We start from the raw sequence: 14,057 nt of genomic DNA on the forward strand, positions 1-14,057 counted from the left end.
TCTTATAAAAAACCGCTGAATTCAGCGGTTTTTTTATTGCTATTGATGGCGAGGTGAAAAGCCAGAATTAAAAAAACCAGTGCAGGCACTGGTTTTTCATTTTTTAAGACCTAGTTATTTTTACGGTCCAGGTTTGGATCTTTAATATCGACAAAGGCATTGCTGCGAATTTCACGTAACCAGCTGTCCAGTTCGGTATCAAACTGACGTTCACCTAGAATCTGGCGTGCCATACGTTCCTGGTATTCGCGGGTCATGTCCTGCTGGCGGGTATCTGTCACCTGTAGAATATGCCAGCCAAACTGGGTTTGAAATGGCTGGCTGATTTCACCTACCGGGGTGCTTTTCATTTGCTGTTCAAATTCAGGCACCATCACTCCAGGGCTAACCCAGCCCAGGCTACCGCCATCACGGGCAGAACCGGTATCGGTTGAGAAAGTACCGGCCAACACTGCAAAATCTTCACCGGCTTTGAGGCGGTTATACAAACTGTCAATCATGTGCTTGGCATTTTCTGGGCTCACCACTTCTGTTGGCTGAATCAGAATATGACGGGTTTGATATTGTGGGACCAGCGCGCGCTGTTCACCGGCTTTACGATCGACCAGTTTCAGCACATGAATACCATCATTGACTGCAATCAGCTCAGTGGTCTGACCGACGTCAAGTGCACTTACACGTGCAGCCAGTTCAGCCGGAATTTCAGAAAGGCTGCGGAAACCCATATCAGCCGATTCAACTTTGGTGGCAGCTGTGCTGAACTGCTTGTTAATGGCATTGAGGTCATTGCTGTTATTCAGTGCAGTTTTAACCTGTTCCGCGGTGGCCTGTGCATTTTCACCGGATACGCGCACATGCAACACATGCGCCTGACTGCCTAAAGCGGCCTGACCTTGCGGGGTTTTCAGGAAGTTATCGACATCCTGATCGCTAATTTTAATTCGCGACATCACGACTTGCTGACGCAGACGGTTAATTGCCAAATCTTCAGCAATACGGTTGCGTAAAGAGGCATAGGTCCCCGGTGCAATACGGTCGACTTTCTGCTGGAAATCTTCCAGACTTTTGCTGCCATTTTGTTGGGCCACACGCATCACCGCTTCATTTAAGGCTTTTTCATCAGGCTTGATGTTATAGCGTTTGACCTGTTCCAGCTGTGCCTGACGCACGATCAGTTGTTCTAAGGCCTGTTGTTGTAGATATTGAGCCGGTGGCACGGTTTTGTTCTGTGCCTGTAATTGTTGCTGCATTTCAGCAGCGGTTTGCGCTAAATCACTTTGTAGGATGACACTGTTATCCACCACGGCCACGACCTGATCTACAGTTTGTGCAAAAGCAGGTGCAGCTGAAGAAATACATAAAGCTAAGGCAGTGGCTTTAAAAAATTGTTTTAACTGTGGTGTCTTCATTAACGTTGTGTCCAAGTTTGATTAGTTCTATTAAACCCTAAAATACGGTTTTCAAGTAAAGATGCAAGTTTATTGTTGAAACTGCCGAGGCCTTTCAGGTTTAATTCGGCCATGATGGCGCGTTTCGGCTTGACGTTGTGATCGGAGACATCATCCAGATCATTATAATAAGAGCGGCCGTAGACCGAGATGCCCCAGCAGCAGGATTCATAGTTCACACCGAGTAAATATTCACGGGCGACGCTATTGTCCAAATCGTATTGGGCATGACCCAGAATACGCCAGTTGTTGTAGACCGGTTGAATGAACGAGGCCACCACCTGATCATAATGATCCTGACGGTTTGGAATATGACGACGGTTAATATAGCCGACATTGTATAAATTGCCTTGTTCACCGGTATAGAACAGGTGCAGATCGCGCTGGGCATTGTCACCGTTTGACATCCAGGCTGCATTGGCACCAATATTCAGGTTTTCGGTTAACTGGCTGGCCAGACTCACTACCGGGCCGGTGCGGCTTTCGGTATCAAAGCTGTCTGCAGTATTTTCCAGGGTCACACGACGATCTTCAAAGAAGAAGCTTTGACCCAGGCTGGCGCGAATCCGCTCTAAACCTACTTCATCAAACAGGCTGTAGCTTAAACCAAGCGACAGGAAGTTGTTGTCTTCCAGGCGGTCATGGCCGTAGAAACGGTATGGGCTAAACAGCTGGTCATAATTAATGGAAGCAGTGGCTGAATCAAAATTTGGATGACCATCCTGCTTCTGATACGGCGCATAGGCATAGAAGGCGCGCGGGGTAATGGTTTGCAGGAAGCGACCTTCTTTTTCAAAGGTCAGACCGGCGTCCAGGGTAAACTGCGGCACCGTCACCGATTTGGTTTCGCTAGACGAATCAAACTGATTCAGCGCATTTTGGGTGTCTTTGTCAAAGAAGGTGTTGACGTTGCGAAGCGATACTTCTGGAATCACAAAAGACCATGGGTTGCGGTAGTTATAACGTACTTTAAAATCGTTATAGATACGGGTACCACTTGGTTCATAGCTGTTCAGGTCAGTGGCACTGGCTTCCAGATTGTTAATATCTTTCTTGAAGTAAGCCGTGTCGTGGTTAAACTCGATCTGGAAACCTTGCGGATTACCAGTTTTATAGTTCAATAAGAACTGTGGTAAACGCGCATACGGACGGTCTTCATCTGGAATAGTTGGGTCCAGCGTCTGGAAATCTTCAACTTTTAGCTGCGCTCTTAAACCCGGAATGCCATTGCGATAATTTAGTTCCCAGGCGCGGCGTAAGTTCAGGTCGGTTCTGGAGTTCGGGTTGTTGTTTAAGTCAGCAAAATAGTCTTTATCTGAAGCGTAGTTATATTCCAGATTGGTATTGAACTGCTCGTTAATCTGCCAGTTATGCAGAAAGTGAAAATCCTTACGATCTTCATCATTGTATTTATTGTCAGAGGCCAGGTAGCCGCCCCAGATCTGACCCTGACCAAAATTCTCGGTCAGATAGCGGAATTCACCTTCCAGCATCGGGCCACGGTCACCAATATAGCGTGGTGTCACGGTGGCATCATAGTTTGGAGCCAGGTTCAGGTAGACCGGTACCGCCAGTTCAACTCCACCATCATTGGTAAAGCCAAAACTCGGGGTCAAAATACCGGTAGTACGACGGTCATCAATCGGGAAGTTAAAATATGGCACTGCCAGCACCGGCACATCTTTTACATACAGTTTGGTGCCACGGGTTTCACCGCGACCGGTTTCCTGATTTAGCTTGATTTCATCGGCCTGAATTTTCCAAGTCGGTGCCTGTTCAGGCGGGCAGGTGCTATAGGTGGCATTGTTCAATACCAAGGTATTGGTTGAAGGGCGGGCAATCTTTTCCGCCATGCCATGTGCGTGCTGTTCTTCTGCAATATAGAAGCTGTTGTGTAAATCGCCTTGCTGGGTTTTCAGGTTGTAATTGATCTGGTCGCTTTGCGCCAGTAAACCGGCTTGCGCCATTTGTACCCGGCCTTCGGCACTGGCATAGGTCTGGGTCTGGTCAATGGTAATTTTATCGGCACGAATCTGGCGGCCTTGCTGGTCAATTACCACATTGCCTTCTAAAACCGAATCCCCATTAGGATTATAGTGACCATAATCAGCGGTAACGGTCGAGGTGGCTTCTTCAGCAGCAACGGCCACGGTGTCCGGGCTAATTGGCGTGACCCAGGCGCCTTGACAATAGGCTGAACTCAGCTCTTGGCCAAAACGCTGCTGGGCTTCCGGCGCGGTTTTATCGACATAATACTGTTCAAAAAACGACTGGCCCGGATAAGCATCCTGAATGCTCTGTTTGAGTTGTTGATTGGTGATGGATGAAGCGGGCTCTGTGGTCTCTGCATGACTGCTCATCGCGTGTCCACATAACAGGGTCAAGATCGCAGTCGCTAAAGGATTAAATTTAAACTGATGCTTCATTTGTCTCATTAACCAAGAGTGCTTAATCGCAATTAATTATTGTCGCATCATAGAGAAAAAGCGCAGAAGTAGCTACACTTAGCACTTTAAAAACTCAGCCTGTATTAGAATTTATTGCAAATGAATACACAACGTGAACAATTGATACAAACATGGATTACATCTGTACTCGGTTCAGATCAATTTGAAACTCATTTTTTAGCAGGCGATGCAAGCTTCCGTCGTTATGCACGAATCAAATTGAATAATAAAACATTTATGCTGATGGATGCACCACCAGAAAAAGAAGATTGTGGTCCTTTTGTGACGATTGATGAATTTTTTGATGCGCATGGTGTACGCGTGCCGCATATCATCGCCAAAGATCTGCAGCAGGGCTTTTTGCTACTGGAAGATTTTGGTGATGTATTGCTCTCGACCCTGTTAAATGAACAGACTGTCGATGACTACTATGCACAAAGCTTTAAGCAGCTGATCCAATTGCAGTCCATTGCTGGCGAAGGCCATTTCCCGGACTATTCCTATGAAAAACTGATCAGTGAAATGGAGCTGCTCACCGACTGGATGTTGCCCTCATTACAGATTCAGCCAACCGCAGAAGAGAGCGCGTTAATCAAGCGTACCTTTGCCATTCTGGCCAATGCGGCTTTGGCTCAGCCACAAGTGATTGTACATCGTGATTTTCACAGCCGGAACCTGATGAAAATTGCAGGTGAAACCGAACTTGGGGTGATTGATTTTCAGGATGCGGTAATTGGCGCCGATACCTATGATCTGATTTCAATTACCCGCGATGCCTATGTGCAGTGGAATGCAGATCGTGTCTATCGCTGGTTTAAAACCTTTTATGATTTGTTGCCAGAAAGCGCCAAGCAGGAGCGTGATTTTGAGCAGTTCAAGAAAGACGCCGACCTGATGGCGATTCAGCGTCATATCAAGATTCTGGGTATTTTTGTGCGCCTGTTCGAGCGTGATGGCAAATCGGGTTACTTAAAAGATTTGCCGCGCGTGATGTGGTATCTACTGGAAGAATCGCAGCCTTATGCCGAATTGCAGCCTTTTATGCAGTTTATTCGTGAAAAAGTTATGCCGGCATTTGAAGCCAAATATGGTCGTTATGAGGTAGCTGCCTGATGAAAGCCATGATTCTTGCTGCCGGTTTAGGTAACCGGATGCGTCCTTTAACCTTGCATACGCCTAAACCCTTGCTGGAAGTGGGCGGTAAGCCGCTGATTGTTTGGCATATCGAAAAACTGCAGCGCATTGGCGTAACCGAAATTGTGATCAATACCGCCTGGCTGGGTGAAAAACTGGCTCAGGCTTTGGGGGATGGCAGCCAGTTTGGCGTTAATATTCTCTGGTCGCATGAAGGCGAAGGTCTGGAAACCGCAGGCGGGATTATTAACGCGCTGCCGCTGCTCGGCAATGAGCCCTTTATTCTGGTCAATGGCGATGTCTGGACCACCATGGATTTTGCGCCATTATTGTCGGTACAACTACAGGAACAGCTGGCGCATCTGGTGCTGGTGGAGAATCCGGCGCAGCATCCGCAAGGCGATTTCACCTTATCGGAACAAAAAGCCTATACCTTTGATCAGGAAAAATCCGGTGAAAATCTGACCTATAGCGGTATTGCCGTGATTGATCCGCAGATGTTTCAGGGCCTGGAAGGTGGCAAGCGTCCACTGGCACCGTTATTGAAACAGGCCATGCAGAATGAAAAAATTGCCGCCAGCAAATTGCAGGGTGTCTGGGTAGATGTTGGCACTCCTGAGCGATTAAATGCACTGGATCAACAAATTCAGCAAGGTGTGTACGCTTAAGTGCATATTCACTAAGCACTCGCTGCTGTGACTTGGCAGATAAATCGGTATACTTTCAGCTAACTTTTTCGAGACGTTCATTGTTTATGCATACGTTTTTTCAGGAACTCAAGCAGGGTAGTCAGGCCTTGGGTTTAGAGCTCAGCGATGAGACTTTAAATTTATTACTCCAATATCAAGATGCTTTGGTGCTATGGAACAAAGCGTATAACTTGACCGCAATTCGTGATCCGAAAGAAATGCTGGTCAAGCATTTGCTCGACAGCCTGAGTATTCTCAAAGATTTACCTGCCGGCCGTTTGCTGGACATTGGTACCGGTGGCGGTATGCCGGGCATGATCATTGCCTTATGTCAGCCGGAACGTCAGTGCGTGTTGCTGGACTCGAATGGCAAAAAAATCCGTTTCTTGAAGCAGTTTATTGCCGATCTGAAACTGCAAAACGTGGTGGCGGTCCAAACCCGAGTCGAAAATGAAGACAGTATCCGTGAGTTAGGCCAGTTTGATGTCATCACCAGCCGTGCCTTTGCATCTCTGACCGATTTTGTGGCGGCATCAAAACCGTTTATGCATGGACAGAGTATTATTGCTTCCATGAAAGGTCTGATTCCGGCCGATGAGGTTGAAGCATTGAAAGATGAGTTCAGCTGTGAAATTATCGAGCTAAAAGTTCCACGTCTGGACGAACAGCGTCATCTACTTTTATTAAAACATATTTAATTCATTCTAAGGATTGGGGTTACCATGGCACAAATTATTGCGATTGCGAACCAGAAAGGTGGTGTCGGTAAAACTACAACCGCAGTAAATTTGGCAGCATCGTTAGCTGTTTTGAAAAAGCGCGTTTTACTTGTGGATATGGATTCACAGGGAAATGCCACGATGGGTTCTGGTATCCAAAAAAACGACCTTCTATATTCCATTACCGATGTGTTGCTGGGCGAAGTGCCAATTGAAACGGCCATTACCAAATCGGAAGTGGGTTATAAGGTTTTAGGTGCAAACCGTGATTTGTCCGGTGTGGAACTGGCTATTGCCGAGCAGGAAGGGCGCGAGTTTATTCTGCGTGATGCACTGGGCGAAATTGAAAAAAGTTTTGACTACATTATTGTCGATTGTGCGCCAAGCTTAAGCTTAATTACCGTGAATGCGCTGGCTGCGGTACAGGGCGTGATGATTCCAATGCAATGTGAATACTATGCGCTGGAAGGTCTGGCCGATTTAACCCAGACCATCGACCGGATTCAGCAGGCTTTAAATCCAGAGCTGGAAATTATTGGCGTGCTGCGGACCATGTACGATGCGCGTAATGCATTAACCCGTGATGTGTCTGAAGAGCTGCAGCAGTATTTTGGCAAAAAACTGTATGACACCGTGATTCCACGTAATGTGCGTCTGGCCGAAGCACCGGCGCATGGTTTGCCTGTAATTTATTTTGAGAAAAGTTCAAAGGGTGCAGTTGCTTACCTGAATCTGGCAGCTGAAATGTTAAAGAAAAGCAAAGTGAAAAAAGGAAGTAAAGCATGACCATAAAAAAACGCGGACTCGCCAAAGGTCGTGGTTTGGATGCCTTACTTGGGTCGATCCAGAAAGAAAAATTACAACTTGAAGCCCAGTCTTTGGATCATGGTCAGCTAAAACAGATTGATGTGCATTTATTAAAACGGGGTGAATATCAGCCACGCCGTTTTATCCATGAACAGGACTTACAGGAACTTGCCGCCTCGATTGAAAAACACGGGGTCATGCAACCGATTGTGATTCGTCCGATTGATGACGAACAGCATCCGTATGAAATTATTGCTGGTGAACGTCGCTGGCGTGCCGCACAGCTGGCGGGACTCACCGAAGTTCCGGCAATTGTCCGTGACCTGACCGATCAGGTGGCGATTGCACTGGCTTTAATTGAAAATATTCAGCGTCAGGATCTGAATCCGATTGATCAGGCCATGGCCTTGCAGCGCTTCCATGACGAGTTTGGTCTGAGCCATCAGGAAATTGCCGACACCGTCGGTAAGGCACGAACTACGGTCAGTAACCTGTTGCGTTTGTTGACTTTAACTGAAGAAGTTAAAGACCTGATGCAGCAAGGGCTGCTGGATATGGGCCATGCGCGCGCCATTTTGACCTTAAAAGCCAAAGATCAGCTGAAAGTGGCTGAACTGGTGATTGAAAAGAGTTTGTCGGTCCGTCAGACCGAACAGCTGGTGCGTGACTGGAGCGCACCAAAAACAGAAAAACCAAAAGCAGAACCGGCACCGGATATTCAGCAACTGACACAACGTCTGTCAGAGCGTTTCAGTGCTAATGTCAAAATTGATCATAACAAGCAGGGTAAGGGGAAGCTGGTGATCAGCTATCACTCCTTAGAAGAACTAGATGGTATTTTAAATATCTGCTTGGCTGATTAATTTTTATTGTAGATTTATTGGGGAAAATCGAATGTGGGAATTGGTAAAAGCAGGCGGCTGGCTGATGCTGCCGTTACTGTTGTGCTCTGTGTTTACGCTGGCCATCAGTATTGAACGTTTTTTACGTCTTAAGCGTGCCGGTGTGGTGCCGAAAGCCTTGCAATTACAAACCGGACAGCCGGTGCAAGGCGTGTTACAGCAGTTGCAGCAATCGGAAAATTTACAGCACAGTACTTTGGGCCGAATCTTTATGGCTGGTGCGCAAAATAAACACCAGTCTGAACAGTTTGCGCGTGCGCAGATGGAAGCGACAGCCTCTCAGGAAATTGGCTATCTGGAAAAAAATATTAATTTCCTCGGGACTTTAAGTGCTGTGGCGCCGTTGCTGGGCTTATTGGGGACCGTTCTGGGGATTATTGAATCTTTCCTGATGATTGATATCAGTTCAAGCAATCCGACTTTAATGATTCCGGGGATTTCCAAAGCACTGATTACCACCGCAGCGGGTATGCTGATTGCAGTGCCGGCTTTATTTGCTTACCGTTATTTCCAGCGTCTGGTACAGGAATATGTGGCCGAGCTGGAACAGCAGGCGACATTGTTTCATGCTGCGCTGTTTCATCAAACCCAGATTGTTGATGAAGACATTAAAAAAGCAGGCTAAGGTGACCTATGAAATTCAAACGCTCGCAAGTGGAAGATATTCATATTAACCTGACACCAATGATTGACTGTTTGCTGTTTATTCTGGTGTTCTTGTTACTGTCCACCAGTTTTAACCAGTTTAGCCGGATGAACCTGACCTTGCCGGAAGCGCAAGGGGTGCCACCGAAAGCCTATGACCAGAAAGTCGAGGTGGTGGTCGATGCTTCCGGGCATTATTCGGTCAACGGGCAGGCGCTTTCCAGCAAGGAAGTTGCTGATTTAAATACAGCAATTAAACAAATTTCCAATGATCGACGTGATTTAATGTTTATCATTGCGGCAGACGCGAAAGCTTCTCATCAGGATGTGATTCGTGTCATGGATGTTGCGGGACAACTGGGTTTCGTCAACATTAACATCAGTACGAAAGTACCAACTCGAGGCTATTAGTGAATCCGGATTATAAAGTCTACCTGCGTCTACTCGGTTATTTAAAACCTTTCTGGGGAATCGCAATTCTGGTTGTGGTGGGTTTTGCCATCAATGCGGCGACTGAAGTTTCAGTGGCCAAGTTGCTGGAAAAAATTATTACGGCAATTCAGGAAAAAGACTACACCTTCACCCACCTGTTTCCTTTTCTGGTGGTGTTGCTGATGTTTTTCCGTGGTGTCGGCCTGTTTCTGGGCGGCTACTATACCGCGGTCATTTCACGTAATCTGGTGTTTAATGTGCGTCAGGAAGTATTTGCCAAATTGCTGCGCTTACCGTCGCAGTATTATCTGGACAATACCAGTGGCCACATTACTGCCAAAATCATGTATAACGTGGAGCAACTGACAGCGGCCTCCACCGAATCTTTACGTACCTTGCTGCAACAGGGTTTAATTACCATCGCCTTGCTTGGTTACCTGTTTTATAGCAACTGGCGTTTGACCATCTGTATCCTGATTTTTGCCCCGCTGATTGGCCTGTTAATCCGGAAAGCCGCCAAGCGTATGCGTAAGCTGTCAATTCAGGTGCAGGATACCATGGGTGATGTGAACCACGTGGTGCAGGAAACTGTAAACGGCAATCTGGTGGTGAAAGGTTTTGCCGGTCATCAATACGAGCAGGAACGCTTTAAACAGAACTCACTGGAAAACTTGCGCCGCGGCCTGAAAATGGTAGCTGTGCAGCAGCTCAACAGCCCGGTGGTACAGTTGATCATGTCGATTGCACTCTCCATCGTGATCTGGATTGCGCTGCGCCCGGAAATTTTACGTGACACCTCAGCTGGTGAATTTGTGGCCTATATTACTGCCGCTGGTATGCTGAGCAAGCCAATTAAAGCGCTAACCGATATCAACGAAAAACTGCAACGCGGTATGGCGGCGGCGCATTCAGTATTTGAACTGCTGGATATGCCGGAAGAAAAAAATACTGGTACCTTAACTCCAGCCTTAAAAGGCAATATTGAATTTGATCAGGCCAATCTGGTCTATGCCGATGGCCATCATGCCATTCATGACTTTAGCCTGAATGTTAAAGCCGGTGAAACCGTGGCACTGGTCGGACGTTCAGGGGCGGGCAAAAGCTCACTGGTTAATTTGCTGGTGCGTTTTCAGGAATTATCTTCAGGCCAGATTAAGCTGGATGGGCTGGATATTCATCAGATTGAACTGAATAGCCTGCGTACCCAAATTGCCATGGTCAATCAGCAGGTGGTGCTATTTAATCGTACCGTGCGTGAAAATATTGCGTATGGTCAGCTGGAAGGTGCCTCGGATGAAGAGATTATCGCGGCGGCTAAAGCGGCGTATGCGCATGATTTTATTATGGCCTTACCACAAGGCTATGACACACCACTCGGTGCGCAGGGTTTAAACCTGTCCGGTGGTCAGCGTCAGCGTATCGCGATTGCCCGTGCTATTTTGAAAAATGCACCGATCCTGATTCTGGATGAAGCGACCAGTGCATTAGACAATGAATCTGAATACTTTATTCAACGTGCCTTTGATGCAGCGATGCAGAATCGTACCACCATTGTCATTGCACACCGTTTATCTACCATCGAAAATGCCGACCGTATTGTTGTGATGGATCAAGGGCGTATTATTGAACAGGGTACCCATCAGGAACTGTTAAATCAGCAGGGTGCTTATTATCAGTTGCATCAGCGCAATTTCGAGGAATAATCAGCCATGTCATTTGCACAATTCATTCAGGACGCTTGGAACAAGCAAGCCAAATGGTTGGTTGTGCTACGGCCGTTGGCGCTGTTATATCGTGGTGGCAGTGTGCTGAATCAGAAGCTGTATGCTTCGGGGATGAAAGCAGCCTATACCGCACCAGTGCCGGTGATGGTGATTGGCAACATTACCGTAGGCGGTAGCGGCAAAACGCCGCTGCTGATTCATCTGGTTAATTATCTGCATAGCCTGAATGTGCGTGTTGGCGTAATTAGCCGCGGCTATGGCGGCAAAGGCCCATTCCCGGCCTATGTTGATTTTGAATCGACGCCGGACATGGTCGGCGATGAACCCTGTCTGATTGTACAATCTACCGGTGCGCCAATGGCGGTCGGTGCCAATCGTCAGCAGAGTATTGAATTGCTGCTGTCCAGACATGAACTGGACCTGATTATTAGTGATGATGGTTTACAACATCTGGCGCTCAATCGCCAGTTGGAATGGATTGTGCTGGACAATAACCGCGGTCTGGGCAATGAAAAAATTCTGCCTGAAGGTTATTTGCGAGAGCCGAAAAGCCGCCTGAATACAGCAACCGTGATTGAACATGCAGCACAGCCAGGTTCAGCGCTGAATATGCATCTGGAAGTGGCCGAGCCTTATTTACTTAATGCCATAGAGGGTAAGGTGTTTAATCCGCAAGATGCTTTTTATGCCGTGGTTGGGATTGGTTTTCCGCAGCGTTTTTATCGCACCTTAGAGTCGATGGGCATCCAGCAATTCCAGTGCCACGAATTTCCAGATCATCATGATTATGAAATTGATGACTTGCAGTTTGAAGATCATCAACCGATTATTACCACCGAAAAAGATGCGGTGAAAATTTTGCCCTTGCTGAAACAGTATCCTGATTTTAACCGGGAAATCTGGGTGGTGCCGGTTGAAGCGGTATTGTCACCTGCTTGTTATCAGGTTTTGCATCAACAGTTAGCGCAACTGGGTTTGACCCTGAATGAAGGACAGTTATGAAACACATCGTTATTCCTGCACGTTTTGCCAGTTCACGCTTACCGGGTAAGCCCTTACTTGAAATTCATGGCCGTCCCATGATTTTACGGGTGGTGGATCAGGCCAAAAAAGTTGAAGGTTTTGATGACTTATGTGTGGCGACAGATGATGTGCGTATTGCCGATGTCTGCCGCGCTGAAGGGGTGGATGTGGTCTTGACTTCAGCGGATCATCCTTCTGGGACTGACCGTTTAAGTGAAGTAGCGCGGATTAAAGGCTGGGCCAGTGATGACATTATTGTCAATGTGCAAGGTGATGAACCTTTGTTGCCCGCGCAGCTGGTGAAACAGGTGGCGCAGCTCTTGGTTGATCAGCCCGGCTGTTCGATGTCGACACTGTGTGAACCGATTCATGCACTGGATGAGTTCCAGCGTGACAGCATTGTCAAAGTGGTGATGTCCAAGCACAATCAGGCTTTGTATTTTAGCCGCGCGACCATTCCTTATGATCGTGACGGGGCGAAAAATGCCGTGCCGCAATTGCATGATCAGGCTTATCGTCATTTGGGCCTGTATGCCTATCGGGTAAAACTGTTACAGGAATATGTGACTTGGGAGATGGGTCTGCTGGAGCGTCTGGAAAGTCTGGAGCAGCTGCGGGTGCTGGAAAATGGACATCGGATTGCGATTGCCGTGGCTGAAGCCAATTTACCGCCGGGTGTCGATACCCAGGAAGATCTGGATCGTTTGAATGCGCTTGATCTTGCACATTTTGAATCGTAGAGCTGGCCATGCAGAATGAAGTGACTGCGCAGATTTATCCCTGGCAGCAAACAGTTTGGGATACACTAACGGGCAGATTTCCCCAGTTGGGCCATGGACTGCTGTTTTATGGTAAAAAAGGCTGTGGCAAAGAAGCTTTTGCGCAGCAGTTTCTGGCCTGGATTTTGTGCCAGCATCGTCATGAGCGCAATCTGCCCTGTGGCGAGTGCGGCAGTTGTCAATGGTTAAAATCAGATACGCATCCGAATTATGTTTATATCACGATCGATGAAGAGAATAAAAAACAAAACGCGAAAATTAAGATCGAGAAGATCCGTGATTTATTACCATTTGTGCAACAAACCGTAGATGGCTGGCGGGTCATTGTGATTGAGCCGGCAGAAGCCTTGAATATTGCCTCTGCCAATGCCTTGCTAAAAACACTGGAAGAACCCGGCGAGCGGGTGGTGATTATCTTGCTGGCCGATCATTATCTAAAGCTGCCCGCAACTATTCGCAGCCGTTTACAGCATTTTGCCCTCGACCGGATTGCCCCGGAACTGGCCCATGATTTTTTAAGCCAGCACTTGCCGGAAAGCAGCGAGCAGCAAAAACAGCTGCTGATGAACCTGTCCAATCAGATGCCGCTGCAAGCCATTCAGGTGGCCGAGCAGGACTGGTTCTTTAAGCGCGCTGACTTTGTGCAAGACTGGCAAAAATTGGTCAGTCAAAAAAATATGCCGATGGCAATTGCGACCAAGTGGAATAAAGAGCTGAGTTTTAGTGAATTTGGTCAGATGTTTGAATACTTGTTGTCAGATTTGATTTGTGTCAAGCTAAATCAACCGGTGAAAAACATCGACTTGACACTAAGCGCGCTGGCCGAGCAGTATTCGCTGGAAGCATTATTTGATATTTATAGTGATATACAACAATCAAAACAGATGACAGAGCAGAATGTTCAAAGCAATCTGATTCTTGATCAGCTGTGTATAAAATTGATGAATCTTTAAGGGGAAACAGTATGCAGCCACGTATGGGCGGAATTATCCAGGCCAATATTCCAGATCTAGAAACGCTTTATTTAAGTTATATGCCCTATGTGGTCGATGGCGGACTGTTTATTCCTTCCAAGCAACCGGTGCAGATGGGCGAAGAAATCTTTGTACTGGCGACCTTGCCGGAACAATCACAAAAAATTCCACTGACCGGTAAAGTAATCTGGATTTCACAAAAACAGAATGGGGTGAAATTACAGGGCTTTGGTATTCAACTCAGTGGTGAAAAGGGTCTGTATTACAAAGCAGAAGCAGAAAGACTACTGGCAGGACTTAAGTCTTCAAATCGAAACAGTTACACTATGTAGTC

Annotated in this window: 14 protein-coding genes; 12 read left to right on the top strand and 2 right to left on the bottom strand. The window is 47.1% G+C overall.

Annotated features, from left to right (window positions below; genetic code table 11):
• Positions 1-110: 110 nt before the first annotated feature.
• Positions 111-1,409, bottom strand: a complete 1,299-nt coding sequence (locus FTT89_RS06025; protein WP_016658233.1) for a peptidylprolyl isomerase — start codon at positions 1,407-1,409, stop codon at positions 111-113.
• A complete protein-coding gene (locus FTT89_RS06030; RefSeq protein ID WP_180006537.1) occupies positions 1,409-3,874 on the bottom strand; it encodes an LPS-assembly protein LptD in 2,466 nt (821 codons plus the stop codon). Before FTT89_RS06030 ends, FTT89_RS06025 begins: the two co-directional genes overlap by 1 nt.
• Positions 3,875-3,994: 120 nt before the next feature.
• On the opposite strand from FTT89_RS06030, the gene FTT89_RS06035 reads away from it, so the two are divergent.
• The 12 genes from FTT89_RS06035 (at position 3,995) to FTT89_RS06090 (ending at position 14,055) form a co-directional block, all read left to right on the top strand.
• The gene (locus tag FTT89_RS06035; protein WP_005177470.1) at positions 3,995-5,008 is read left to right on the top strand and encodes an aminoglycoside phosphotransferase family protein; all 1,014 of its coding nucleotides are present in this window, start codon (positions 3,995-3,997) and stop codon (positions 5,006-5,008) included.
• Entirely contained in the window at positions 5,008-5,697 is a 690-nt protein-coding gene (gene murU, locus FTT89_RS06040; protein ID WP_180006536.1) for an N-acetylmuramate alpha-1-phosphate uridylyltransferase MurU, read from the top strand. The genes FTT89_RS06035 and murU overlap by 1 nt, the downstream gene beginning before the upstream one ends.
• Before the next feature lie 86 nt (positions 5,698-5,783).
• A complete protein-coding gene (rsmG, locus tag FTT89_RS06045) occupies positions 5,784-6,416 on the top strand; it encodes a 16S rRNA (guanine(527)-N(7))-methyltransferase RsmG (RefSeq protein WP_075166778.1) in 633 nt (210 codons plus the stop codon).
• 24 nt (positions 6,417-6,440) lie between these two features.
• Positions 6,441-7,223, top strand: coding sequence for a ParA family protein (locus tag FTT89_RS06050; protein WP_005177476.1), 783 nt, complete (start codon positions 6,441-6,443; stop codon positions 7,221-7,223).
• A complete protein-coding gene (locus FTT89_RS06055; protein WP_005177477.1) occupies positions 7,220-8,107 on the top strand; it encodes a ParB/RepB/Spo0J family partition protein in 888 nt (295 codons plus the stop codon). Before FTT89_RS06050 ends, FTT89_RS06055 begins: the two co-directional genes overlap by 4 nt.
• 31 nt (positions 8,108-8,138) lie before the next feature.
• Positions 8,139-8,771 carry a MotA/TolQ/ExbB proton channel family protein gene (locus FTT89_RS06060; protein WP_005177480.1) on the top strand — a complete coding sequence of 211 codons (633 nt, stop codon included), beginning with the start codon at positions 8,139-8,141 and terminating at the stop codon, positions 8,769-8,771.
• A gap of 8 nt (positions 8,772-8,779) precedes the next feature.
• Positions 8,780-9,202, top strand: coding sequence for a biopolymer transporter ExbD (locus tag FTT89_RS06065; protein WP_005177483.1), 423 nt, complete (start codon positions 8,780-8,782; stop codon positions 9,200-9,202).
• Positions 9,202-10,926: a lipid A export permease/ATP-binding protein MsbA gene (gene msbA / locus FTT89_RS06070; protein WP_180006535.1), complete on the top strand. Its 1,725-nt coding sequence runs from the start codon at positions 9,202-9,204 to the stop codon at positions 10,924-10,926. The genes FTT89_RS06065 and msbA overlap by 1 nt, the downstream gene beginning before the upstream one ends.
• A gap of 6 nt (positions 10,927-10,932) precedes the next feature.
• Positions 10,933-11,949 (top strand): tetraacyldisaccharide 4'-kinase, encoded by a 1,017-nt coding sequence (lpxK, locus tag FTT89_RS06075; RefSeq protein ID WP_180006534.1) that lies wholly within the window; start codon positions 10,933-10,935, stop codon positions 11,947-11,949.
• Positions 11,946-12,710 carry a 3-deoxy-manno-octulosonate cytidylyltransferase gene (gene kdsB, locus FTT89_RS06080; protein WP_104488987.1) on the top strand — a complete coding sequence of 255 codons (765 nt, stop codon included), beginning with the start codon at positions 11,946-11,948 and terminating at the stop codon, positions 12,708-12,710. Before lpxK ends, kdsB begins: the two co-directional genes overlap by 4 nt.
• Before the next feature lie 8 nt (positions 12,711-12,718).
• Positions 12,719-13,702, top strand: coding sequence for a DNA polymerase III subunit delta' (locus tag FTT89_RS06085; RefSeq protein WP_075166783.1), 984 nt, complete (start codon positions 12,719-12,721; stop codon positions 13,700-13,702).
• Positions 13,703-13,713: 11 nt separating this feature from the next.
• Positions 13,714-14,055 (top strand): PilZ domain-containing protein, encoded by a 342-nt coding sequence (locus tag FTT89_RS06090; protein WP_005177501.1) that lies wholly within the window; start codon positions 13,714-13,716, stop codon positions 14,053-14,055.
• The last annotated feature ends 2 nt before the right edge of the window (positions 14,056-14,057 follow it).

The organism is Acinetobacter sp. YH01025 (assembly GCF_013420185.1).
GTDB classification, from domain to species: domain Bacteria; phylum Pseudomonadota; class Gammaproteobacteria; order Pseudomonadales; family Moraxellaceae; genus Acinetobacter; species Acinetobacter indicus.

What these genes read in the sequence shown, in the direction of transcription:
- FTT89_RS06055 (WP_005177477.1), top strand. Translation starts at nt 7,220, where the DNA reads ATGACCATAAAAAAACGCGGACTCGCCAAAGGTCGTGGTTTGGATGCC.
- kdsB (WP_104488987.1), top strand. Translation starts at nt 11,946, where the DNA reads ATGAAACACATCGTTATTCCTGCACGTTTTGCCAGTTCACGCTTACCG.
- FTT89_RS06035 (WP_005177470.1), top strand. Translation starts at nt 3,995, where the DNA reads ATGAATACACAACGTGAACAATTGATACAAACATGGATTACATCTGTA.
- murU (WP_180006536.1), top strand. Translation starts at nt 5,008, where the DNA reads ATGAAAGCCATGATTCTTGCTGCCGGTTTAGGTAACCGGATGCGTCCT.
- FTT89_RS06065 (WP_005177483.1), top strand. Translation starts at nt 8,780, where the DNA reads ATGAAATTCAAACGCTCGCAAGTGGAAGATATTCATATTAACCTGACA.
- FTT89_RS06085 (WP_075166783.1), top strand. Translation starts at nt 12,719, where the DNA reads ATGCAGAATGAAGTGACTGCGCAGATTTATCCCTGGCAGCAAACAGTT.
- FTT89_RS06050 (WP_005177476.1), top strand. Translation starts at nt 6,441, where the DNA reads ATGGCACAAATTATTGCGATTGCGAACCAGAAAGGTGGTGTCGGTAAA.
- FTT89_RS06030 (WP_180006537.1), bottom strand. Translation starts at nt 3,874, where the DNA reads ATGAAGCATCAGTTTAAATTTAATCCTTTAGCGACTGCGATCTTGACC.
- FTT89_RS06060 (WP_005177480.1), top strand. Translation starts at nt 8,139, where the DNA reads ATGTGGGAATTGGTAAAAGCAGGCGGCTGGCTGATGCTGCCGTTACTG.
- FTT89_RS06025 (WP_016658233.1), bottom strand. Translation starts at nt 1,409, where the DNA reads ATGAAGACACCACAGTTAAAACAATTTTTTAAAGCCACTGCCTTAGCT.
- rsmG (WP_075166778.1), top strand. Translation starts at nt 5,784, where the DNA reads ATGCATACGTTTTTTCAGGAACTCAAGCAGGGTAGTCAGGCCTTGGGT.
- lpxK (WP_180006534.1), top strand. Translation starts at nt 10,933, where the DNA reads ATGTCATTTGCACAATTCATTCAGGACGCTTGGAACAAGCAAGCCAAA.
- FTT89_RS06090 (WP_005177501.1), top strand. Translation starts at nt 13,714, where the DNA reads ATGCAGCCACGTATGGGCGGAATTATCCAGGCCAATATTCCAGATCTA.